General features: G+C 46.2%; 18 protein-coding genes and 1 tRNA gene. 8 read left to right on the forward strand and 11 right to left on the reverse strand.

The window, feature by feature from the left end; translation table 11 throughout:
• From LAY57_RS11180 to gifA, 5 genes are all read right to left on the reverse strand, one after another.
• On the reverse strand, nt 1-2,027 hold a 2,027-nt coding region (locus LAY57_RS11180; protein WP_249066505.1), incomplete at its 3' end, for a GH116 family glycosyl-hydrolase.
• Nucleotides 2,028-2,179: 152 nt separating this feature from the next.
• Nucleotides 2,180-4,462 carry a GumC family protein gene (locus tag LAY57_RS11185; protein ID WP_249066506.1) on the reverse strand — a complete coding sequence of 761 codons (2,283 nt, stop codon included), beginning with the start codon at nt 4,460-4,462 and terminating at the stop codon, nt 2,180-2,182.
• Nucleotides 4,463-4,579: 117 nt separating this feature from the next.
• The gene (locus LAY57_RS11190; protein WP_249066507.1) at nt 4,580-7,051 is read right to left on the reverse strand and encodes an SLBB domain-containing protein; all 2,472 of its coding nucleotides are present in this window, start codon (nt 7,049-7,051) and stop codon (nt 4,580-4,582) included.
• A 175-nt stretch (nt 7,052-7,226) separates the two neighbouring features.
• Nucleotides 7,227-7,871, reverse strand: coding sequence for a pentapeptide repeat-containing protein (locus LAY57_RS11195; protein ID WP_249066508.1), 645 nt, complete (start codon nt 7,869-7,871; stop codon nt 7,227-7,229).
• 201 nt (nt 7,872-8,072) lie between these two features.
• A complete protein-coding gene (gene gifA, locus LAY57_RS11200; protein ID WP_249066509.1) occupies nt 8,073-8,243 on the reverse strand; it encodes a glutamine synthetase inactivation factor IF7A in 171 nt (56 codons plus the stop codon).
• 283 nt (nt 8,244-8,526) lie between these two features.
• On the opposite strand from gifA, the gene LAY57_RS11205 reads away from it, so the two are divergent.
• Entirely contained in the window at nt 8,527-8,904 is a 378-nt protein-coding gene (locus tag LAY57_RS11205; RefSeq protein WP_249066510.1) for a histidine kinase, read from the forward strand.
• A gap of 287 nt (nt 8,905-9,191) precedes the next feature.
• Here the strand turns inward: LAY57_RS11205 and ctpA are convergent, their stop codons facing one another.
• Complete coding sequence (gene ctpA / locus LAY57_RS11210) at nt 9,192-10,427, reverse strand: carboxyl-terminal processing protease CtpA (RefSeq protein WP_249066511.1); 1,236 nt, start codon at nt 10,425-10,427, stop codon at nt 9,192-9,194.
• 131 nt (nt 10,428-10,558) lie between these two features.
• On the opposite strand from ctpA, the gene LAY57_RS11215 reads away from it, so the two are divergent.
• From LAY57_RS11215 to LAY57_RS11230, 4 genes are all read left to right on the forward strand, one after another.
• Nucleotides 10,559-12,106, forward strand: coding sequence for an ATP-dependent DNA helicase (locus tag LAY57_RS11215; RefSeq protein ID WP_249066513.1), 1,548 nt, complete (start codon nt 10,559-10,561; stop codon nt 12,104-12,106).
• A 127-nt stretch (nt 12,107-12,233) separates the two neighbouring features.
• On the forward strand, nt 12,234-12,446 hold the full coding sequence (locus LAY57_RS11220) for a DUF2839 domain-containing protein (protein WP_249066517.1): 213 nt from the start codon (nt 12,234-12,236) through the stop codon (nt 12,444-12,446).
• Between the two features lie 316 nt (nt 12,447-12,762).
• Nucleotides 12,763-13,116 carry a DUF1815 family protein gene (locus LAY57_RS11225; protein WP_249066518.1) on the forward strand — a complete coding sequence of 118 codons (354 nt, stop codon included), beginning with the start codon at nt 12,763-12,765 and terminating at the stop codon, nt 13,114-13,116.
• A gap of 230 nt (nt 13,117-13,346) precedes the next feature.
• Nucleotides 13,347-14,084: an FHA domain-containing protein gene (locus LAY57_RS11230; protein ID WP_249066519.1), complete on the forward strand. Its 738-nt coding sequence runs from the start codon at nt 13,347-13,349 to the stop codon at nt 14,082-14,084.
• A 239-nt stretch (nt 14,085-14,323) separates the two neighbouring features.
• Here the strand turns inward: LAY57_RS11230 and recA are convergent, their stop codons facing one another.
• On the reverse strand, nt 14,324-15,403 hold the full coding sequence (gene recA, locus LAY57_RS11235) for a recombinase RecA (RefSeq protein WP_249066521.1): 1,080 nt from the start codon (nt 15,401-15,403) through the stop codon (nt 14,324-14,326).
• Nucleotides 15,404-15,620: 217 nt separating this feature from the next.
• On the opposite strand from recA, the gene xseA reads away from it, so the two are divergent.
• The 3 genes from xseA to LAY57_RS11250 all read left to right on the forward strand — a co-directional run bounded on the left by xseA (nt 15,621) and on the right by LAY57_RS11250 (nt 18,071).
• Nucleotides 15,621-16,907, forward strand: a complete 1,287-nt coding sequence (xseA, locus tag LAY57_RS11240; protein ID WP_249066522.1) for an exodeoxyribonuclease VII large subunit — start codon at nt 15,621-15,623, stop codon at nt 16,905-16,907.
• A complete protein-coding gene (xseB, locus tag LAY57_RS11245) occupies nt 16,907-17,143 on the forward strand; it encodes an exodeoxyribonuclease VII small subunit (RefSeq protein WP_249066523.1) in 237 nt (78 codons plus the stop codon). Before xseA ends, xseB begins: the two co-directional genes overlap by 1 nt.
• A gap of 505 nt (nt 17,144-17,648) precedes the next feature.
• Complete coding sequence (locus LAY57_RS11250) at nt 17,649-18,071, forward strand: MoaF-related domain-containing protein (protein ID WP_249066524.1); 423 nt, start codon at nt 17,649-17,651, stop codon at nt 18,069-18,071.
• 13 nt (nt 18,072-18,084) lie between these two features.
• Here LAY57_RS11250 and LAY57_RS11255 read toward each other — a convergent pair whose 3' ends face one another.
• The 4 genes from LAY57_RS11255 to LAY57_RS11270 all read right to left on the reverse strand — a co-directional run bounded on the left by LAY57_RS11255 (nt 18,085) and on the right by LAY57_RS11270 (nt 22,102).
• Nucleotides 18,085-19,356 carry an RNA-guided endonuclease InsQ/TnpB family protein gene (locus tag LAY57_RS11255; RefSeq protein ID WP_249066525.1) on the reverse strand — a complete coding sequence of 424 codons (1,272 nt, stop codon included), beginning with the start codon at nt 19,354-19,356 and terminating at the stop codon, nt 18,085-18,087.
• 141 nt (nt 19,357-19,497) lie between these two features.
• Nucleotides 19,498-20,748, reverse strand: a complete 1,251-nt coding sequence (locus LAY57_RS11260) for a DNA double-strand break repair nuclease NurA (protein WP_249066526.1) — start codon at nt 20,746-20,748, stop codon at nt 19,498-19,500.
• A gap of 487 nt (nt 20,749-21,235) precedes the next feature.
• A complete protein-coding gene (locus tag LAY57_RS11265) occupies nt 21,236-22,018 on the reverse strand; it encodes an HAD family hydrolase (protein WP_249066527.1) in 783 nt (260 codons plus the stop codon).
• Nucleotides 22,019-22,030: 12 nt separating this feature from the next.
• Nucleotides 22,031-22,102 (reverse strand) — tRNA-Gln (locus tag LAY57_RS11270).
• Nucleotides 22,103-22,343 lie beyond the last annotated feature (241 nt).

The following is a 22,343-nucleotide window of genomic DNA, read 5'->3' on the forward strand; positions in this document are numbered from 1 at the left end:
CCCTTGTCCCCCTTGTCCTCCTTGTCCCCCTTGTCCCCCTTGTCCCCTACATCACCAACGGGTTTTGACCACACCCCCTCCTCTACTCCTACTCCCCTCCCCGTAGACGGGGAGGGGTTGGGGGTGGGGTTCCTGTCGTCCCCATAGACGAAGTGGGATTCCTCCTGCTTTCCTAGAATATTGCCGATCGCTAGAGCAGCTGACAGCGCCGCCAACCACAACCCGCCGCAATACGCACTTACTCCCTTTAGTTGCCAATCATCAAAAGTCTGATCCGGCGCACCAGAATTTTCTGGAATGCTATCCCCATCTAGATCGAAGGTTTTCAGATAAGCAAGTGTCTCGACTACGCTAGACCAACAATCCCTCAAAAACTCGACATCTGTTTTACCAGTAAACACAAAATAGCGATAAACCTGCAAAACAAAATCACAGGATAAATCCTTCCACAAGTTGCAATCTTGATAGCTGGTGTAATTAGTCTTTTCCCAAGGATGTTCGTTCGGCGCACCCAGATCGTGGGGAGTTGCATTAGCGGCTTTGCGAATAGCCGATGCGTTGTTATAACCAATAATTCTAGAAGTATCATCGCTGGTAGAAATAGCCCGCGCATAAGCTTCTAACACCGCTTTTTCCAATTTCGGCCAGAACATAAGCACGGGAAACGAGCCGTACAGCCGCACATCCAGACTTTCGTACCAACGGTAATCCAAACACTCCAACACCGCAAACTGACCCACCGGATCGCGTTCGTCTGCCGCACTCCAGAGAGTGCCACCGCTGGCGAGGTCATAAAGCTCGTTAAACAGAGCCATTTTAAACCAAGACGGTAAATCCTCGCGATCGAGAATCGGCTGCTGCCAAGCTTGTATGCGCTCTCTCCAAGTCTCGTAGTGCTTGAGAGCGGTACGAACCATTGACCAAGCATTCTTACCGTTGCGACCAAAGAAATCTGTATAACGTCGGTAATACTCAATACCAGCAGCAAATTCCGTGACTGGCAAATCCCAAGCTAAAATAAAGGGAATTTTGCGAGTTTTGCCCGGTCTGATGGTGAAACGCACAGCTAGAGCGGCTCCTATCTGTTCCCCAGTCACAGCAGCCAATTCATTTTCGCGATCGCTTAACGAACCATCCGCCCCAAAACTTTGCCAGATATCCGAACCATCCCCAGCCGGATTCCAGCGAGTGTGATAAAACACTTCCAGACTGGGATTACTGAGAGTAGCTAGAGCCCACTGTCCTTCCCCTTCCCCCACATCATAGATATCAGGGCGAAATCGGTCTAACAGACAGCCGTGCCGGTGTTCATTTTCAACCCACTGATTAAAATTGCCCGTGCTATTCCCCAATCGCGGTTCGTACTCATAAACAGGACTTCCATCGTCCCGAACAGATACCTGTGGCGTCTTATTAGCATTAGTAAACCAACCCACCATATTCTGCCAAGTCAGCATAATACTAATAGTAATTGGCTTGTCAGTAGGATTGTGGGCAGTCCATTCAAAAATAGCGATAGGGTACGAGCTTTCCTGATAATTTCCCGGCCAAATTGGAGAAAACTGCTCGCAAGTCAGATCTGCTTGAAATACCCCTTCATAAACAAACCAACTGCGCGGATATAAAGCGTAATAATTTCCCGTAGAAGCTAGAGAAGATTGGGTATTTCCTGTCCCCACTTCCAGAGAAGCTGGATACCATTTCCACGCAGATAAAGTACCATCTGCTGGCGGTTCGGTACACAGAGTGTAAGCTTGCTTGCTGGGTCCTGTCTCCTCAAAAACACTAAACTGGCAAGCAGCGAAGTTCTGGAAGGTATGCTCTCCTCCATCCAGATGCCAGAGGTTAAAATCACCTCGTGGCGATCGACCAATGCAACCAGATCCAAAGCCACCCAAAGTAGCTCCGTGCCAAGGGCCATCATCTAGATTACTTTTGGAGCGAACTTTATAGGGCTTCTCCCAACCTAGACCGATCGGGCGCTTCCAGGCACAGTTAGGAATTTCTGGTCTCTTGTCATTAGTCATTGGTCATTAGTAATTAGTAATTGGTCATTAATCATTGGTCTAAGGACTAGAGGAAAAGAGGAATTTGAGATTTGAGATTTTAGATTTAATTTCAATCTTCTCCCTGTTCCCTCTTCCTTGTTCCCTGTTCCCTCTTCCCTAGCCCCTAGCCCCTAGCCCCTAGCCCCTAGCCCCTTCTCTGCTGTCTGAGTGTAATAGCGATTGTAAGAATCGTGCCAGTGAACTGTGTTCTTTTTAACTCCATTAGCAACCATACCTAAAACAGGTGTGCCAGACATTTTCAATCCCTCTATGGTTTGCATCAACGAGTAACGATCGGTCTTTCCAAGTCCCACAACCAGCACCACACCATCTGTAGTAGTACCCAGGATATTAGCGTCTGCGAAACCGAGCAGAGGAGGCGTGTCATAAATGATTAAATTGAAAGCTGTCTGGAGTTGCGCCATGATATTTTGCATCTTTTCTGATGAAAGCAGTCTAGTTGGATCTGGTGGAACTTGACCGGAAGTCATCACAAATAGATTCTCTTCCAGGGGAGATTGCTGGATAACATCATTTATATCTAAATCTTCTGCGGAAATAAGATTGCTCAACCCTCTCATGTTCGTCAAACCAAACCTTTCATGAACCTGGGGACGACGTAAATCCGCATCCACCAACAACACCCGCTGCCCCATAGCTGCTGCTGCTTGAGCTAAGTTCAAAGCTACTAAAGTTTTACCCTCTGCGGGTGTAGATGAACTAATAACTAAAGAGCGGATAGGCAAATCGGAACTGAGCAAGCGTACATTGGTGTATAGAGAGCGAAATGCTTCTACAAATGGAGAAGCGTTATACCGCCGTAAATTGCTATCCGCAGGCGCATTTTTTTGATTTTCTCCCGCAAGTATCCGGGCTGTTTCTGTGACAGGAAAGAGTTTTTTGACTGATTTGTGAAACGGAACAATACCCAGAATAGGCATTCCACTTTTCTCTTTGAGGTCATCAACAGAGTGAAATACACTATCGAGCATTTCTGCTAACCAAGCTGCGCCAGCACCTAATATCAACCCGGCTATTACCCCCAGCATAATATTGCGATACTTACTAGGAGAGATCACAACTGCTGCGTCCGGGGTATTAATTAGTTTCCAAGGAGTTGCTTTTTGGGCTGCTTCAATTTCTAGGGATTCCCGGCTTGATAGAAATCGGAGTAAGCTGTCGGTAGAAACTTCTAATTCTCGTTTTAGGTCAGTGTATTCACGCGCTCTGATTGGCATTTGTTGAAATTCTCGAATCAATAACGCTGAAGCTTGATCTAGGGCTTTGTTGCGAACTTCTAAGACTTTAATTTGGTTTGTAGTATCAACAAATTGCTGAGTCAGAGATAAACGAATAGAATTTTGGTAGGTGAGTCTTTCTCTATTAATCGTAGCTGGAGACAAGTTGTTTCCCAAAACTCTTTGTGCCTCTTTGTTAATTAAGGGCAGCAATTTTTCTCTTTGCTCTTTGAGAGCTAGGATGGTTGGGTTTTCTGGTGTAAATCTGACTGACTCAACGGCAAGTTTAGTTTCTACGTCCTGGAATTCGCTAAGTAACTTTTGGTAGCGGGATGCTTCCGAAAGAGCCGAAGCTAAAATTGCTTCATTAGGCTGTAGTCCCAACTGTCCTTGCAACGTTCCGTAGAGCGATCGCATTTCATCCAGTCTTGTTTTAGTATTGCTCTGCTCTTGAGAAATGCCGTTCATTCGCCCGGACAATTCTTGAGCTTTAGTTTCAGGATCTATGAAATTGTATTGCTGTCGAAACTTTTGCAATCTTGCCTGTAGAGTGTCAACTCGCAGCCGTAAATTCGGCAACTGCTCTTGCACAAAGTCAATTCCTTGTCGGACATCGCTTTGTCGCTCTGTCCGACTGTAGGATAAATATCCGTCAGCGACTTGCTGCAAGACATCGTTAATTTTTTTAGAATCGACATCTTGGTAACGCACCTCTATAATCTTAGTTTGTCCTAACCGGGTAATTATTAAATTACCGATGAGAGATTCGTAAGTTATTTCTGGATACTTAGCTTTAATCTTCTCAATAATAGGAGTCATAACGCTGGGACTGCGTAAAACCTCAGTTTGAGTATCGTAATCCAAGATGGAATAGACAATCGCGCCGAAAGTTTGAGCAACCTTAGTTTCAGCGGTGATAGGTTCTACTAACACCCGAAAGCTACCAATATACTGTGGCTGACTATTCCAGGTTCGCGTCCCAACTACGGAAGCTACTCCTATAGCCACAGTCGCAACGACTAGGAATCTGCGACGTAAAACTCCCAAAATCTGACGCAGATCCAATTTGCTGCCCTCTTCCTCATAAGGCGGGTCTGAGTAGATATTCGGAAATTGCTGAAACTGTCTGCCATTATTATTAGGTACTATCGGCTGAGTATATGGTTTAATTTTCATTTTAGCCTCTATCTATTTACTGTTGAAGTGCTGGAAAAGTTTCAAATTTAAGAATTGCAGATTTAAAATTTATTTGGGATTGACTATTTTAAATTTTAAATTTTAAATCTGAAATTATTAAAAGCTTCCAAAAATTCTGAAAAAGTTGAATAGCGAGAAGAAACTACCTACCGGATTTAAAACTGTACCCAAAGTGTCGGAGATACCAGCTATGGTAGAGCGACGCACGACGATCACGTCGTTATCCCGGAGTGTAGGGTTGCCTTCCTCACTAATTCCTTTGGCAAAATCCACTTCCACATTTCTTCGAGAAACTGTGCCGTTTGAGTTAAGGCGAAGCAAGTCTACGTAGCTTTTGCGAGCGCGATTGTTAAATCCTCCTGCTGCTAGGACAGCTTGATTCAACGGTGTATTGGGTGGCACCTGTATAAGCCCTGGTCTGACTACCTCTCCAACCACATTGACTCTAATCGTAGTGGGAGAAATACTTGCTTGGGCTATCTGGGCTGCTTCTGCTGGGTTGACATCGGCAGCAACAGGCACAAAAATTGTATCTCCCTGCTGTAATACCACATCTTGAGAGCGATCGCCCGACTGCAACAGCTGCCAAAAGTTCACGCTTAGTGTTTGTTGATACCCCGCTCGCGTGTTGCGGCGCACCTCAATGCGGCGGATATCAGCAGATTGAGTGATTCCCCCAGCCAGTTGAACCGCCTGGGACACGGTGGGTAACCCAGCGAAAGAAGGTAGGGAACCCGGTGCCCCAGCTACTGGTCTAACCGTCTGAAGGGTGTAAGTACCGGGACGCTGCACTTCCCCTACCACGGCGACATTCAAAGGTTGAGATGGATCGGCTGCAAAGCTGGAAGATGCTATATCGAGGGATTGCGCTACATTGACCTCTCTGCTCGTTGGAACAACAATTGTATCTCCCTCTTGCAGGTACAAGTCCTGACGACGATCGCCCCCCCGCAACAACTGATTAAGATCCACGCTGGTGAATTGTTCCGTACCGCTTTGAGTCAGTCGGCGAATCTGTATTTGCCCGATATCAGCGGATTGCGTAGTTCCCCCCGCAACTTGAATTGCCCGCGACAAGGTAGGTAAGGCACCTGCTTGAGCTGCCTGAACGGTATAAGGGCCAGGACGAGTCACTTCACCAGCTACGACAATATTTATGGGTTGAGGTTGAGTGGGAGCATAAGTTGCTCTTGCTATGCGAGCAGTTTCTGCTAGGTTTATGTCGGCTGTGGGAGGGATATAGATGGTATCTCCCTGTTGTAGGATTAGGTCTTGGGTGCGATCGCCTGCCGCCAATAGCTGCTCCAGATTTACCGTGATGGTTTGCAGTCCACCGCCTCGTCCAGTCCGTCGTACCTGAACTCGACTGAGATCGGCTGATTGGTTGACTCCCCCAGCGATTTGAATTGCCCGCGACACGCTGGATTGGGCTCCGCTTGGATCTGGCGGGATTAGCTGGGGACCGGGACGAGTTACTTCGCCTGCTACGACAATATTCAAAGTTTGAATTTGGGTGGGAGCTAAGCTGGTGTTTGCTGTTTGAAATGCCTGTTGTAAGTTTATGTTCGCTGCGGTTGGCACAACAACTGTATCTCCCTGTTGCAAGATCAAGTCCTGAGTGCGATCGCCCGCCTGCAACAATCGGTTGATATTCACAGCAATGCTTTGTATTCTGCCGCCTCGCGTTGTTCGGCGTACCTGCACGCGGCCCAAGTCCGCAGATTGAGTTACTCCCCCAGCTACTTGAATCGCCCGCGACACGCTGGGTCTTGACCCGCTTTGATCTGGTAGAACTACCAGAGGGCCGGGACGAGTCACTTCCCCAACTACGACTACATTCAGCGGTTGATTTTGAGCGGGAGCGAAGCTAGCCTCTGCTTTTATGGGTGCATCTGCCAGGTTTATGTTGGCTGTAGGGGCAATAAAAATGCTGTCCCCATCCCGCAAAGTGATGTCTTGATTTAGGTCGCCTCCTCTTAGCAATGCAAAGAGATCGACGTTGATGGTTTGCGTACCACCTCGTACTACGCGACGTACCTGGGCCGATCGTAGATTTGCCGACTGGGTAATCCCTCCAGCAAGGGTAAGCGCCTGCGTCAGCGTTGGCTGTTGGACAGCTCCACCTGAAGCGGTGAGGGGAATGATGTAAGAACCGGGACGATTAACTTCTCCTGAGATCGCCACTTGCAAGGGTCGCGGCGCTACCAAACTGACGGTAACGATGGGGCGTCTGAGGTAGCGGGCATATCGATTGGAAATTACGTTGGCAGCTTGTTCGAGCGTAAGTCCCTGAAGCGACACGCTGCCAATTAGAGCCAAATTTACGGTGCCATTCACCAAGATCTGGTATTCCCGACTGTATTCGGGGACGTTGAAGATATCCAGTTGAATGCGATCGCCAGATCCTAAAGTGTAAGCTCTTTCGGCTTGCACGGAACTGCTACGACCTGAGTTAGGTGTCTGAGCCAAACTGGGAACCGAGTAGGCGATAGGGAATAAAGCCAACAAGATTAGACCCATAACAGATTGGCGTATTTTGCTGGAATCTTTAAAACCTGCACCAACCATAAACTTTTTCCAAATTATTCAAAAATGCCAACAAACTACCTTAGTTTATCTAGTCCATGCTGCCACATCTCATTGAGTAGTGCTTCGGATGCCGTGCTAAGTGGGGAGTGGGACAATCTTCTTCCCCTATCCCCTAGCCCCTATCCCCTATCCCCTATCCCCTATCCCCTATCCCCTATCCCCTATCCCCTACCCCCTCTTCCCATAGCCCTTCTTCAAAAATCGCTTTGCGCTGCTTGAGGTTTAACTTCGCCTCTTCCGAGATGCCTATGTTTTTCCCGAATCGGGCTTCGTTTACTTTTGCACCGCTGAAATTGGTGTTGCTTAGATTTGTTTCAATCAGGTTCGCACTTAGGCTAGTTCCGCGCCAGTTACCGCCTGCAAAATCTATCTTGGGGTTCAGTCCTGCTATTGTGGCTAGCTCCAGAATATCTTTAGTTTCCGCTGCAATAATAAGATCGATCGTCTTTTTCAGATCGGATTCTGCAATGAGTGCGATCGCTTCTGGCTGCTTTTCCATCGGAGTACACTCGTAGCATAACTGCGCCCAACTGAGATATGGCTTTAATTTGGTTTCCAACAGAAACAGAACCAATTTCCTCTCTAAAACAGCGTGCTGATTGGGGCTGATGTCGTGTCGCCATAACCCTTCTGCATCAGTCAGATGCACATCTTGCTTGGATACTTCAAAGGTAGCTTCTATACGGCATGATTTGGCCGTCACATTTATAGTTCCCAGCTTTCCACTTTTTCGTCTTCCCTTCAACTCTGACTCACCCGTCTTTACTTCAAAACTCCAAGCTGGGTTGGCTAACGTCAAATTTATCGGGTTTCTAATCGCCCCAAAAACTTAAAGGCGTTTCTTCGTCAAGAAGAACGCCCTGTTCGTCGATTATAAGTCATCAAGAATTGTTACATTTTAGGTGAGTGCAAAAATCCATTTCTCAGCAAGAAAAGAAAGATTGCAAATGTCTAACTTGTTTTTTGACAGATGGTAGCTCAAAGCCGCATTGCTGCCATCTTAGCTTGCCCGAAAGCTGGGATTTTGCTTGTCTTGGGTATTGCTCAAATTTTCTCCATCCATCGGCAAACCAACTTCAGCTGCTGCACGTCCCAGCATGGCTTGCTGCCGATTCTTAACTAGATGTTGATGACGCAGCATCAGGGCGCGAGCTTGTTCGTTAGCAGACATAGTAGTTTCTCCTGGTTTTTTCGATCGCTTTGTTGTCTTACATAATTAATCTATCAGAAGATTCTGTAACTTTAGCTACAAAATGCTTTTTTTTACAAAAATTTACATAAAACTTCAGGATCGGACTATGCACGGATAGAGAAATCTGTGTTCTTCTTCCCCGGAACTCTCCCACTCTCCCGCTCCCCTGGAGCCCCTTTTCCCTAGCCCCTTTTATTTGCCTCTACCGGAGTAACAGAGAAGGACGCTACCCTGGATAGAGAAACCCGTATCTCCAGAAACAATGCCTACACCTTGTCACATCGTTGTAGAAGGCAATCCTGTAATCGTCTACGCCAGCAGAAATGGCGCACCTAATAAAATCCTGCCCATCCTCCAACCCTTTCTAGAGAAGTTCTGGGAAGAAAGAGACACCTGCGGAGAATACTGCGATACTCCTGAGTGCTTAGTAGCTCAGATTGTCGTTAGGTTCGGCTATGAGATTTGTGAAGATGATTTTTCTAACTTGAGAGTGGGCGTCAACTACGACCCGAACGTTGAATACATCTATTCGATCGGATTCGATCGTGCAATTAACGTCTGGGTTCCAGAAACTGAGTATCGCAGCAATCCCAGTTTGGAATTAAAAGGCTGTCGTCAATTGGCCAATCAGCTTTGCTGAGTTGCGATCGACAATGTGGAAGTTTTAGACAACTGGTGGCGATAAAACGTCACAAACCCGCTGCAATGGCGACTTCGCGGCGGGTAGTTCAAATGCTTTGACTAAGAATTTTAAATTTTAAGCAAAAAACAGCAAAACTTTCAAGAACTAATTATCGTGCCACTAAGTTTAGCTCATACACAGTCGGCATAGCCGAGCTTATCAAGCGTCTCATTCTCCTTTAGTGATTGAGTTTTCAGTAAAATATTTTACTGAAAACTCAACCACTAAAGCTGGAAACTTCTTTTTTAAGAAGCATTAGCAAGAACAGCCGAAGAGGTGAAAAATTCTAGGGCTGCTTGATATTGACTATCTGCCTGTGTAGCAACTCGATCGCGGGCTAGAGGTTCCCCGGTGACAACCCGGTCGGGTATAATACCCAACTTATTGATATCGTGATGGTTGGGAGTTTCATACTTGGCAACAGTCACTGCCAATCCAGACCCATCCGACAAGTCAAACAATGACTGGATTAAACCTTTACCAAAGGTTTTTTCGCCTACTAGGAAAGCGCGATGGTTATCCTGCAAGGCACCGGCGAGAATTTCGCTGGCACTCGCAGTGCCCCGATTGACCAAAACTACTAGGGGATCTTTGGTTAGGGCGGAATCTGTGGCATCAAAGTTACCGATGATTCCTTGTCGGTTTACTGTATAAACGATCGTGCCTTTATCCAACCAGTAGCGGGCGATTTCGATCCCTGCTTGCAACAAACCACCTGGATTGTTCCGCAGGTCTAGAATGTAGGCATCTGCTCCTTGTTGCTCTAGACTCGTTATGGCGTTTGCCAACTCTTTAGCTGCGTTAGCGTTAAATTGATTGAGGCGAATGTAGCCAACGGGGATACTGTCTGAATCCCTTCGTAATTCTGCAAACACTGGATTGAGGGCAATACGATCGCGTACCAGTTTAATTTCTTGTGGTTCTGCCTGACCTCGTGCTACTGTGAGGGTGACGTAAGTACCTATAGGCCCACGCATACTGGCTGCTGCTTCGTCAAGGCTGATATCCTTTGTTGGGACACCATTAATTGCCAAGATGCGATCGCTCGGTTGAATACCTGCCGCCTGGGCTGGTGAACCTGCAATCGGTGTCAAAACTTCTAAGTCCCCTGTCTCTTCATCCAGGGCAATTTGCAGCCCTACTCCTGTTAGCTCTCCAGAAGTTGTTACCTGTAAACTGCGATATTGACTGGGCTGGAGATGTCGCGTAAAAGGATCGTCTAGACTTGCCAGCATTTGCCTAATTGCGGCGTAAGTTTCCTCTCGATTTTTTAGCGGTTCCTTCATCACCTTTTGCCGCACAAACCACCAGTTTTGATGATTGAATGTGTCATCAACATACGACTGGTTGACAATTCGCCAGACTTGAGTTATCAATTTTTGTTCTTCTGTGAAAGCCGAGGCAGGCGGTGTCCACCAGCCCAGGAAGAAAACAACAGACACGAATAGCAGAAGTCCAAGCCGAAAAAAACGATTTTTCATACCACAAATTTTAGAGATCATTTTACATAGGTCTTACGCATTTTGGCAAAACAGGGGCTAGGGTCTAGGGGCTAGCCCCTTCTTCCTTAGCCTGTGTCAGACTGAAAGTCAGTACGAGAATTATTGAACTTGTGATTGAGGTAGAAGTTCACAACTCACTACGAGCCTTCCTGCGATCGCTAGGAGCAGCATACTGGCCCCATCATTTAACGATGGCAAGGCTGGTAGCACGTGCTTTGCGACTGGGGCGCAGCGCCCTGATTCAGGTGGGATTTCCGGCAGGCATCAACCAGCGGTATCGCCTGAGCTATTTGGCACCAGCCTTGATCTGGCCGGGGCCAGTCATTCTGGTAGCCACGGAAGCCGTGCAGCAACGTCTGCTCAAGGTGGAAATTCCCCAGTTGCTGGGGTGGATTCGCAATCCGAAGGCGATCAGAACTGGCAATGGTTTGCCTGATGGTGATTTCCAGGGACTGTTACTCACCACGCCAGAAGCTTGGTTAGCTGATCGGCTGACAACGCAACAGCTATTTGGCACTGGGATTCCTACGATCGTAGACGGAGTTGACGATTTGGAAGCCTGGACTCGCAACCAGCTGACTGCTGGTATAAAACCCCAGGACTGGGACGAACTGATGTTGGCCAAACCATCCCAGGCAAGGGCAATTCGCAATGCACGGGTGCAACTGACTTTGGCGGTGTTCCACCATCCCCCCAATCCCTACGAATGCTGTCTGATTGAACCTCAAGAACAAGATATCTTGAGGCGTTTGTATCGTGAATTAGCAAACCAAGATGAAGCAGAGGGAAATATATCGCCTGCTGATTTAGATTTACCAAATGTCTGGAAAATTTTTTGGCAGCAATTTCAAAGCGATGGCCAGCTAGTCTGGGCTGAAATTGCCCGCCGCCAAGGTCAGTTTTCTTTGTATTGCGGCCCAGTGGATGTGGCTTCAAATCTTAGCAGTATCTGGGAGCAACAGTCGGTGGTTTTAATCGGCGGTGCCTTGGAGTTGGAGGCAGAGGCGACTATGTATCGCCAGCGCTTGGGGTTGGGAGATTTAACTTGTCTGAAGTTCTCGACCGATCGTCAAAATGAATTGATTCATCTGTATCTGCCAGATGGACTGCCTATGCCCAATACGCCACAATTTCAAGCGGCTCTTTTGTTGGAAATCCGCAGACTGCTTATTGTTAGTACGGCAGTTAGGGGGCTCACGGTTCTGTTAGTGAGCGATACGCCGCTCAAGGCTCAGGTGGCAGCACTTCTGGCGGCTGAGTTTGGTTCGCGGGTTCAGGTGGAAAAAACTTGTTTGGATGATAATGGCATCTTGGTTACTGGTTGGGAATTTTGGCTGGCGCATCAGGATGTCCTACCGGCACCTCTTTTGTTAGCGATCGCAACGTTACCTATTCCCTCTCTGGAAAATCCCTTGGTGGCGGGTAGAGTTGCCTACTACAAGCAGCAGCGTCAGGATTGGTTTCGCCTGTATCTGTTGCCAGAAGCTCTTACCTCTCTGCAACGAGCGATCGCACCCGTGCGGGAAACCCAAGGCGCTCTAGCCCTGCTAGACAGTCGTGTTATCCACCGCAGCTACGGTCAGCAGGTATTAGCGGCTCTAGGGCCATTCGCTAAAATCAATTATTTAGACCTCAACCTGTTGAGTTTCGATCGCTAAAATCACTCTTTCGATTGACTGCTAAAAAATTTTGTCTACTATAATTGTATTTTTGTCAAAAAGCTGGCGATCGTCGTAACACTGACGCTATCATCAAGCCAAAGAGAGATTTTACTACTTTAGAGTTATGGGCGAAGCAAAGCGGCGTAAAGCCACACTCGGAGAAAAATACGGCCAAGAATCCTCCCTGAGCCGATGGTTACCAGTTACTAAATCTCAAGCAGAAGCCTTTGTCCAGTGGACAACTCGTGGTGCTTGGATTGGTATTGGGTTACTGGTTGTTGCCTGGGTTAGTGTCCGATTTATTGGCCCAGCCCTGGGTTGGTGGCAAGTTAATTAAATCTTGCCAAAGATAGAAAATTTAGACATCTGGGCGCAGGAGGCTTAAGAAAATCTGTATTTTTCAGCCTTACCTGCTGCTAAATTCCTTCTTTGGAAGGAACTGGATTTATCTTTTGGCGTCTAAGATGCAGTAGTGTCGAGCGTAATGTCACTCTTGATACGTCGCCGATGCGATCGGTCGGTTAAGCTAGAACAAAGCAGTTAGTCGTATCGTTCAAAAGATTTGTACCCCTTTTGACCAACCCCAGAATGTCTGAATTATTAAGAAAATGTAAAATAAGTCTACAATTAGGTGTGGTGGTTGGAGGATAACCGTGTTTATCAGACTTGCAGAGCAACACCGCCAATTTGTTCAAGATCTAGTGATGAATCTTCAAGCGCTGGCGATCGTCCTAGAGCGTAGAGGATACCTTGCTTCTTGCTATACCTGCGGCGGCCAAATGACGAGCGCCTCCTTTATGGTGAGCTTGGGGGACAGTCATTTGATTCGATTTTTAGTATCGGATTACGGTATCACTTGGACAGAGATGCGAGACGATCGGGAATTAATGAAGCTAGAAGGTGCAGAGGCTATCTCTCAGCTACAGGAACTGGCTAATTTGGTTAAATACCAATTTGAAGCCTCTGAGCCTTGTGCTGTCAGCGCCAAAGCGGATTTCAAACGTTGACAATGAGATTTGCCCCTTTCCCACTTCCTTCCTTGCGTGGCAAAAGCCCTTTGGCTAAAGCCACAGTCAAGTTCTTTTAGTACAATTCATAACTAGAAAAAATAGGGCGGTGGATAATTCGATTCCCGATTTTCCATGTTGGATAAGGTCATTGACCCCCGGATTCATCCGACTCTTAAAAATCATAACTTAAAAAGTAGGAAAATGCGCTCCTGGAGTCGTCTGAAGGTATGGAACTGGAAAAACGCCTCGGTTTATATCAGGTATTTTTAAAGATTTACGAGCATAATCGCGGTTTACTGGATGAAATTCTCCAGTTAGAAAACGCATCCTCTTCATCTCTGAGCAGCTTTACACCAGCTTACGTACAAGGCGTGGTGCAGGGGCAGCAAGCTTATATAAACACCAATTTGGTTGACGGGAAAACGCAGCGGCTATTTCAGCCTCAGAGAGTCTGGGTTATTGGCCGCGATCGTCGTATTGGCTTACCAGTTCGGGATCAATGGATGTCTCGTCGCCACGCCGCCATTCAGCACGTCCACAACGAAGGTTTTTACTTAGTTGACCTAACCAGCACCAACGGTTCCTTTGTCAACGGCGAACCAGTTTTAAAGCGGGTACTGCTCCAAGATGGCGATCGAATACGCCTGGGAAGTTTAGCGATTTCTTTTTTCTTCGGTCAGACTTGTCAAACAGCAGAGGCGGTATCCCCAGAGCTACTGGCTCAAATCAACGGAATTACACAGCCTCAAAGGTCACCAATAGCAGATCCCATGTTCACATCGATTTTAGAGGAGCAGCCATTCCTTGCCAAACCCCCAAAAGATACATCTAGGATCGACAAACTGAAAGCCGCTTCCGAAGAGCCAACATCACCATCTTCTTTGCCCCACTTGAGCGCATCTGAGCGATCGGATATTTTAGACCGCTTTTTCAGCAGTCGCCAGACACCTGTCGAGAAAAATTGAGTCAATCAATTTTGGATTTTGGATTCTAGGATTTTGGATTGACTCCAAGGATGAATCCGGGGGCGACCAAACCCAAAGACCAAATAGGAGAGTGGAAGAAAGCGGCTCTTTCGGAGTTGCTATGCTTTTGTTCACTTAAGAACATTTTTATTGATTTTCTCCTCTCCCACTCTCCCACTCTCCCCCTCTCCCCCTCTACTCAAATAGCATAGTAAGTACGGAAGAGCCGGTCTTTGGGGTTATTCTACGTCCTCTAGCATCTCTTCTTCCTCGGCTATATCGCTTGGATGCGCCACCGAGTTGGCAGAGACTACGGCTCCCTTATCTAGTTTTTCGCGGATTTGCTGCTGAATTGCTTTACCAACTGGGGGATTCTCATCTAAATACCTGATGGCGTTGTCCCGACCTTGGGCGATATTTTCACCGTTGTAGCTGTACCAAGCTCCTTTACGGATAATCACGCCGATCTCTTCGGCAATGTCCACAATACAGCCCATAGTGGAAATGCCTTTGCCGAAGATAATGTCAAACTCGCCAATGCGGAAGGGGGGAGCGACTTTATTTTTGGCAACTTTGACTTTGACGCGGATACCAAATTCTTCTGCGCCTTTTTTCAAAGTTTGAATGCGGCGAATGTCCAGTCGCACTGAGGCGTAGAACTTGAGCGCATTACCGCCAGTGGTGGTTTCTGGGTTACCGTAGGTGACGCCGATTTTTTGGCGCAGTTGGTTAAGGAAAATTACGGTACAGCCCGATTTACCGATGTTACCTGTGATCTTACGCAGGGCTTGGCTCATCAAGCGAGCCTGTAAACCCATGTGGGAATCACCCATATCGCCTTCAATTTCAGCGCGAGGCACCAGCGCCGCTACGGAGTCAATCACTACGACATCAACTGCCGCAGAACGAACTAGCTGATCGACTATTTCTAAAGCTGATTCGCCATTGTCCGGTTGCGAAACGAGCAAATTTTCAATATCGACGCCCAGGGCAGCGGCGTAGGTGGGATCTAGGGCGTGTTCGGCATCGACAAAGGCGGCAATGCCACCAGATCTTTGCACTTCCGCGATCGCGTGCAGCGCCACTGTCGTCTTACCTGAACTTTCTGGGCCGTAAATTTCAATTACCCGTCCCTTGGGTAAACCACCACCCAGAGCTAAATCTAAAGTTAATGCGCCGCTGGGAATGGTTTCTACCCTCATCCGGGTGGCATCTCCCAAGCGCACTATGGCTCCTTTGCCAAATTGTTGCTCAATTTGCTTGAGTACCAGGTTTAGAGCTTTTTCTTTGCCAGCTGTATCATTTGTTGCAATAGCCATTTGTGCCTCTAGGATAGGAGGTTTAAAATTTGGTAGTCTGGGAGTTAAGACTAGAACAGATATACTATTCTAGTTTAGACTTTTCCGACCGTACTGGAATGTCCCAGGTTGTTTAATCTATATTAAGGATCTGAGCATTGTCCGCCTTCTGGCGTAATGTCCAATTTTATCCTAAAAAATAGCAATTAGGAATCAGATCTCTCCGATCGCACTTGTGATGACTTCGTACCTTTCCGATACTCTAATTCCAGAAACAGCTTTATCAGTGGGTGGGTTGACAGACTATATCCAGAGTCTGTTAGAAGAAGATGACCACCTGCGGCAGGTATGGGTGTTTGGAGAAGTCTCCAGTACCAACCGACATCCTAGCGGGTTGTTTTTTACGCTGCAAGACTCAGACGGGAAAGCGACGATTCGCTGCGTGGTGTGGACTAACCAACTCGGCAAATTGGTACAGATGCCAGTGCGCGGGGAACAGCTGATTATTTTGGGCAATATTCGTGTCTATCGTCAGCGGGGAGAGTATCAGCTGACTGTTTGGCAGGCTTTCCCGGCAGGGGAGGGGTTGCAAGCGTTACGTTATCGCCAACTGCTCAAGCGTCTGGAAGCAGAAGGTTTATTTGCCCAGGAAAGAAAGCGTCCGCTTCCTTCTCATCCCCAAACAATTGCCGTTGTCACCTCACCTTCTGCTGCCGCTTGGGGAGATATTAAACAAACACTCATACAACGTTACCCCGGTTTGCACGTATTGTTCTCTCCAGCCACAGTACAAGGTGAGCAGGCACCAGCATCAATTGTAGCAGCGATCGAACGGGTAGAGCGGGATGGTCGGGCGGAAGTACTAATTTTGTCGCGGGGAGGTGGTGCGGTTGAGGACTTGGGCTGCTTTAATGATGAAAGGGTGGTAAGAGCGATCGCTCTGTGTTCCATCCCTGTCATCACTGGAATTGCTCATCAGCGAGATGAATCTCTGGCAGATTTGACAGCCGATTTCTGCGCCCATACTCCCACAGCTGCGGCTGAACAAGTTGTGCCAGAACTCACAGATCTAATTGTTGAACATCAAGAGCGAATTGCTACATTGCATGAAGTTGTAAATCGGCAATTAAAAATAGCTCAAGATCGAATGGCACAGTTGCGAAATCGCTTACGGCGACTGCGGTTAGATAGGCAAGTTCAGCAAGAAACTCAGTCGCTTAGTTGGTTGCGTCAACGTTTGGTGCAAGCAACAACCCAGCGATTTGAGCAAGCCGATCGGCACTGTCAGCTATTATCGCAAAAGCTGGAAACTCTCGATCCAAAATCTGTGCTGCAACGCGGTTATGCGGTAGTCCGACAAGAAGATGGAAGTATTGCTCGTTCTGCTGCTAGTTTAAAACTAGGGCAAGACTTATCGATTGAGTTGGGTGAGGGTCAAGTAAAAGTAAAAGTTATTGAGATTTTGGATAAAATTTTAACAACCAAGACGCGAAAGACACGAAGAAAATTAAAGAAGGATGATTGATGATTAATTCTCCTGATATTTCATTCCAAAATGATTGGAATTACGAAGATAACGTCGCAAAAATTGAAAAGTTAGTCGCCCAAATAGAATCGGGTAAGTTAGAACTAGCTGAAGTTTTTGAGGAATTTGCAGCTGCTGTTCAATACTTGCGCCAATGCGAAACTTTTTTGCAACAGCGGCGACAACAAGTGGATTTGTTGATAGAAACGCTGGTAGATGAGCCAGAATCTTTTTAAGGCATAAGCTATAGCAAAAGTCACTCATTCAAAAGTAAAATGCTTTCTGTGAATTGGTTATGGCGTTTTAGGATGCCCTAACCGCCCTGACGGTTGCTATACAATAAATTAGCATATCAAACCTGGAAGACATAAGCTGATCTAATCATTTGTTGTTAGAGAAGGGCAAAGAAACGAGCGCGATCGCTAAAACAGAAAAGTCACCTTGGTTGCCCCTAAGTAATCATTGCTACTTAGTATAAGGCAGGAAGTTTTTACCATATAAGCGATATGGAGAGTTTCAGTTTATATTATAGTGACGAATGCTACAGGGAAAATCCGGAATTTAGCTTGAAGATATAGCAACTTTAGGGCGGTTAAGACGTTCTTATCTTAATTCCACCAAAACCTTCATTCTCAACCCTTCTTCCCCTAGCCCCTAGCTATATATGTAAAATTTTTATCTGTTTTTTAAACGGCATGGTAATATATGGAATAATTATAGTCGTGCAATTGCTCTAAAACTATGAAAGCGATAAAATTTGTTTTAATTGCAGTATTAGCAGTAACGGCGTTGGCTGGCTGTACGCAGCCAACGCCGCCACAAGCAGCACAACCAACTGCACAACCAACTTTACAACCTCAAAAAGTTCAATGGGTAGGTAAAACATTTCTTATTGATTTTGGAGAACTAAAAATCAAGGCGCAATTTCCAGCAGCCAACAAGTATAAATGGGAGTATCTTACAGGTAACGAAAAAGGTAAAACCGGGTCAGAAACAATACGCTCCGTAGAAATTCGCCCCAATGTTCATATAAATTCCTGGGTGGAAAAAGACGGGACAGCAATAGTCGAAGTGCTAGATTTGGAAAAAATGACCGTGCTTGCCTACGGTGCTAAGGATAAAAAAATTAATGAGTACAAAGCAAAATTGAGTGAAATGAATTGACATCCTCCCGACGCTAATTCGGAGTACCAAATATAGCGCGGGACTCCAAAGATTGCTCTTTGGGCTTCCTCTTTCCACGAGTCGGCTTACTTAATTGAGTTGACCCAACTAAACAGAGGTCGTTCTCTCTAGAGGCGTTAATTCCCGTCTGCCCGACGGTATTTTCTAACATTTTATTTAAGATGGATAGCGCAATATTTAGAATATTAATAGCCGCGTTCCAATCTCGATCTTGAATATGCCCACAATGATGGCATTGATGAGTTCTAGTACTTAAAGTTTTCTTAACTACCGTACCGCAATTAGAACAATCCTGCGATGTATAGTTCGGAGGAACAGCTACAACTGGTACTCCAAATACCTGACCGAAATATTCAAGCCATTGTCTAAACATCGACCAAGAAGCATCACTAATTGATTTAGCTAAATGATGATTCTTTACCATGTTTTTTACCTGTAAGTCTTCAATGGCTACCAAATCACTAGACTGGATTACGCACCTTGCTAATTTTATAACAAAGTCTTTACGCTGCCTTTCAACTTTTAGGTGTTTCCTACCTAAGCGATTCTTGGCTTTATTTCTATTTTTTGACCCAATATTTTTTCGTGAAAGTTGGCGTTGCGCTCTCTTGAGTGCTTTTTCACCTTGACGTAAAAAGCGAGGGTTTTCTACTTGATTACCCTCTGAATCGGTGTAGAAATGGTTTAAACCAACATCTAGCCCTAACATTCTACCTGTTAATTCATGAGTTTCTTTCCTTTCATGATTAAGGCAAAACTGGACATAATATCCATCAGAGCGACGAACGATCCTAACCCGTTTAATTTGGTCTATTTGGTAAAAATTTAAATCTCTACTTCCCCAAAGCTTGAAAGTGCCAGCACCGAATTTATCAGTAAATGTGATATACTTCCTGTCTTCTGAAAGCTTCCAACCACAGGTTTTGTATTCAACTGATGCTCTGGTCAGCGAACGCTTGAATTTCGGATCACCTTTTTTGCCTGGTACTTTCTGTTTGCAGTTATCAAAAAATCGAACTATAGCTGACCAAGCACGTTCAGCCATTGCCTGTCTTGCCATTGAGTTAAGTTTTTTAACCCAAGGAAATTCAGGATTGTCAGCCAGAACTTTGCAATATTTGTTCAAGTCCATGCCGTTTACTCCTGGATTATCCATCCAGTATCGCAAAGCTTTATTGCGGACAAAAAGCCCAGTCCGCAACATCTCATCAATGATGCGGTACTGGGTTTCTGTTCCTTTTAGCTTGGCTTCGTAAACTAACATTTTATAGAAAATGCAGATTACAATACAGTAGCATGATTTGTCCTCATTGGGTACATTGAGTACCCAATGAAGACCCACCTTTCATCCCAACACCAAGCAGAAGCTGCTATGGTGTGGGTCTGACTGGCGGGGTAGATAAATTTAAGCGATACTACCACGCTTGCGGGTTTCTTTGTAAGATGTTCCCACATTTCTTAACCCTGCTCTAATCATTTGTTGTTCGAGAAGGGCAAAGAAACGAGCGCGATCGGCCCCTTTTACCACTGCCTGATTGTGTGCTTCAGCAAGAACTACTGGGTAACCATAACCTTTCTGAATTTGCGCTAACATCAAACCAAGAGATAAATCCAGCAATGCCGAATTTTCTGCCACCCACGCCGGAATTTCAATTCGGGCAATTTCGCTGCCTACGTGGACATAGCAGAAATAGATTTTCTGGGCATCGTCGTAGAAATTTAGAATTTTATTAGTACTGCGCCATAGAGTACTGCGTTGTCCGGGTTTCAAACGAGATGCCCAAAGCGCTGTATCCCGCAAAGGATCGAAAACTTGACAAGGCGTTTTCTCTAAGTTGTCGCAATGGACGACGCAGTTGGGCGTAGAGTAGGTACAAGCTTGTAAGCGCAGAAAATTGAGGGATTCGCTGCTGCGAGAGGCGCTGATGTAGCCTAGCAGGGGAATGCCAGCTAAGCGCATTTGTGACCAACCTTCCATAATTGGAGGTATGAGGCGATCGCACGCATCAGATGGTAGCTGATCTAAAAACCAATAGAGTAAAGAACCATCCACCATTGCCAAAGTAGGGACTGCCAATTTTGGATTGGAAAGTTCGGATGTGGGACGATCTGGTTTCTGGTTTTCTAACTCCTGACTATCTACTTGACTTTCTGCCCAACTGGTAGATAATTCTGCCAAAACAACTGCTTCGGAAACAGTGCGCCGATAACCCATCCATTCCTCAGTGCGAATACCCCATTGGCGAGAAACATACAGATCTTCAGGGCGATAAAAAACTTCTGGTAGACTATCCAATAAAGGATGGCGTCCTTGTCCGTAGTGCAACACCACCCGACCTATATTTAGGAGATAGCAATAGGCAATTTCGTGGTGACTGGGGGCAATTTGGGAACCATCAGTGGCGATGACGGTATGAGCTTTTGGAGGAACTGGAATGTCAATGCAGGTATCTAATGGCTCAACTGGTACGGGAGGGGCAAATATGAAGCGATCGCGCCATTGCTCTATTTTATCCTCCAATTCTGCCTGTCTGCCATGAGCCTCTTCCAGCAATTTCTGAGCCACTTCCAACCTTTGGCGACTCGCCGCCGCCTCTAAGGTTAGGTGTTGGCTCAAACCTTGCATTTGTCGCGCTAATTTTGTTAGGTCAAGCATAATGTTTAATTTTTATATAAATTTTTACGCCCTAACACACCATTTTGACCTATTTTAGATTGGACTTATTGCAAAAGTACGAAATCTAGGATTTTTTTTACCACAGATGAAGAGGGATGAACACAGATGAACACAGATGGATTTAATGATAAGCTGCTACGCATTTAATTTGTATGTTTAGCGGGAGTGGGAGAGTGGGGGAGTGGGGGAGTGGGAGAGGAATTGAAGGTTTGATTGCCGGATTAGAAATATCCGAATTAGATGCGTGTTAGCTTATATCTTTAAATTTGGCAAGAATTTATTAAAGAATTGTCGATTTTAGATTTTTTTCTGGCCTAAAAATTCGGCTTCTCATATCTGCATTTATCTGCGTACCCGGCGGGAAGGCTGCGCCTACATCACTATTCATCTGAGGTAAAAAATTAACCAACCATAACAATAGAGAATTTGAGGATATCAAGTAAAGTCGATCGCAGAACCCTTAATTTTAAGGCCAATCCGAGAAATCCTCAGCAAACTGGGAGAGGGATAATAGCTTAATCCTTGTATCTTGGCGAACAGATTCGTGCTGTGCTGGCGTGTTATATCCCCAATCAGCGAGATAGAGCCTCACAGCATCCAAGTCTGACTGCTTTTGTACCGATCGCAAAGTTTTTAACCGATCTTCCACAAACCAGATGACTGGCGGTTCAGCTGAGGTTGCGATCGATTCTCGTAAAATCTCAGACTTAGGACGCTGCGACTCTTTACCCAATATAGAACCTTCCGCCATCTCGATATTTTGTTGCTGCAATAACTGCCGCACAAACCGTCCCTCTTTCGTGGTGATAATCCTCAGTTGTACGGGACTGGCGATTAGCTGTTGCAATCGTTCCACAATGCCGGGATAGAAGCGATGCAGACTCAGCCATTCGCTTAAATCGCTGGCAATCCACTCATCCCTAATATTATCTAGCTTTCTACCAATATCCGCCGCCACAAGACCTTCTTCGAGAAGGATTTGCTGCGCGATCGCCACCCAGTCCTGCCAAATCTTTTCCTCATCAATCCGCACCAGCAAGGCACGTAGCAGCACAGGCATCTCCCAGCCTACCTCAATCACTGGTCGCAGCCGATAGAATCTTGGTGCTAAGTCCTCCGGCGGCGTCAAACTCGTAGGCGACCATACTTGGCAGTAAGTACGCCAAGCTGTCTCAAAATACTCGAGCAGCCCATCACATATCACACCATCAAAGTCAAGAGCTAGAATGTTGGGATTAATTATAGACATAATACCGACTAACTGGGGTGCAAGGATTCGAACCTCGGAATGGCTGGACCAAAACCAGCTGCCTTACCACTTGGCGACACCCCATTGCTTTCTCCTTAATTATAGTAACAGATAGGTATCGCAGTTTGTCAAGTATTTTATTTAGGGAAATGCAAACTGGCATGAAATCCTTGGCTAGCAACTGAAAGCGGCCCAATATCAGTCACGACTTGTGGCTCTTCGTTGTTAATGCGTCTCATTTAACTTTTCCGCCGTAAGTCCCCCACTATAACGGTACTCCGTTTAGTGGTGGGATATAAGGCGGGCAATGACGAATTGACCAACG

Origin of the sequence: Argonema antarcticum A004/B2, from assembly GCF_023333585.1 — a bacterium.
Classification (GTDB): domain Bacteria; phylum Cyanobacteriota; class Cyanobacteriia; order Cyanobacteriales; family Aerosakkonemataceae; genus Argonema; species Argonema antarcticum.

Bases quoted from the DNA above. Each gene is read 5' to 3' on its own strand.
- LAY57_RS11185 (WP_249066506.1), bottom strand. From the start codon at position 4,462: ATGAAAATTAAACCATATACTCAGCCGATAGTACCTAATAATAATGGC.
- LAY57_RS11190 (WP_249066507.1), bottom strand. From the start codon at position 7,051: ATGGTTGGTGCAGGTTTTAAAGATTCCAGCAAAATACGCCAATCTGTT.
- gifA (WP_249066509.1), bottom strand. From the start codon at position 8,243: ATGTCTGCTAACGAACAAGCTCGCGCCCTGATGCTGCGTCATCAACAT.
- LAY57_RS11205 (WP_249066510.1), top strand. From the start codon at position 8,527: ATGCCTACACCTTGTCACATCGTTGTAGAAGGCAATCCTGTAATCGTC.
- ctpA (WP_249066511.1), bottom strand. From the start codon at position 10,427: ATGAAAAATCGTTTTTTTCGGCTTGGACTTCTGCTATTCGTGTCTGTT.
- LAY57_RS11220 (WP_249066517.1), top strand. From the start codon at position 12,234: ATGGGCGAAGCAAAGCGGCGTAAAGCCACACTCGGAGAAAAATACGGC.
- LAY57_RS11230 (WP_249066519.1), top strand. From the start codon at position 13,347: ATGGAACTGGAAAAACGCCTCGGTTTATATCAGGTATTTTTAAAGATT.
- recA (WP_249066521.1), bottom strand. From the start codon at position 15,403: ATGGCTATTGCAACAAATGATACAGCTGGCAAAGAAAAAGCTCTAAAC.
- xseA (WP_249066522.1), top strand. From the start codon at position 15,621: ATGACTTCGTACCTTTCCGATACTCTAATTCCAGAAACAGCTTTATCA.
- xseB (WP_249066523.1), top strand. From the start codon at position 16,907: ATGATTAATTCTCCTGATATTTCATTCCAAAATGATTGGAATTACGAA.
- LAY57_RS11250 (WP_249066524.1), top strand. From the start codon at position 17,649: ATGAAAGCGATAAAATTTGTTTTAATTGCAGTATTAGCAGTAACGGCG.
- LAY57_RS11255 (WP_249066525.1), bottom strand. From the start codon at position 19,356: ATGTTAGTTTACGAAGCCAAGCTAAAAGGAACAGAAACCCAGTACCGC.
- LAY57_RS11260 (WP_249066526.1), bottom strand. From the start codon at position 20,748: ATGCTTGACCTAACAAAATTAGCGCGACAAATGCAAGGTTTGAGCCAA.
- LAY57_RS11265 (WP_249066527.1), bottom strand. From the start codon at position 22,018: ATGTCTATAATTAATCCCAACATTCTAGCTCTTGACTTTGATGGTGTG.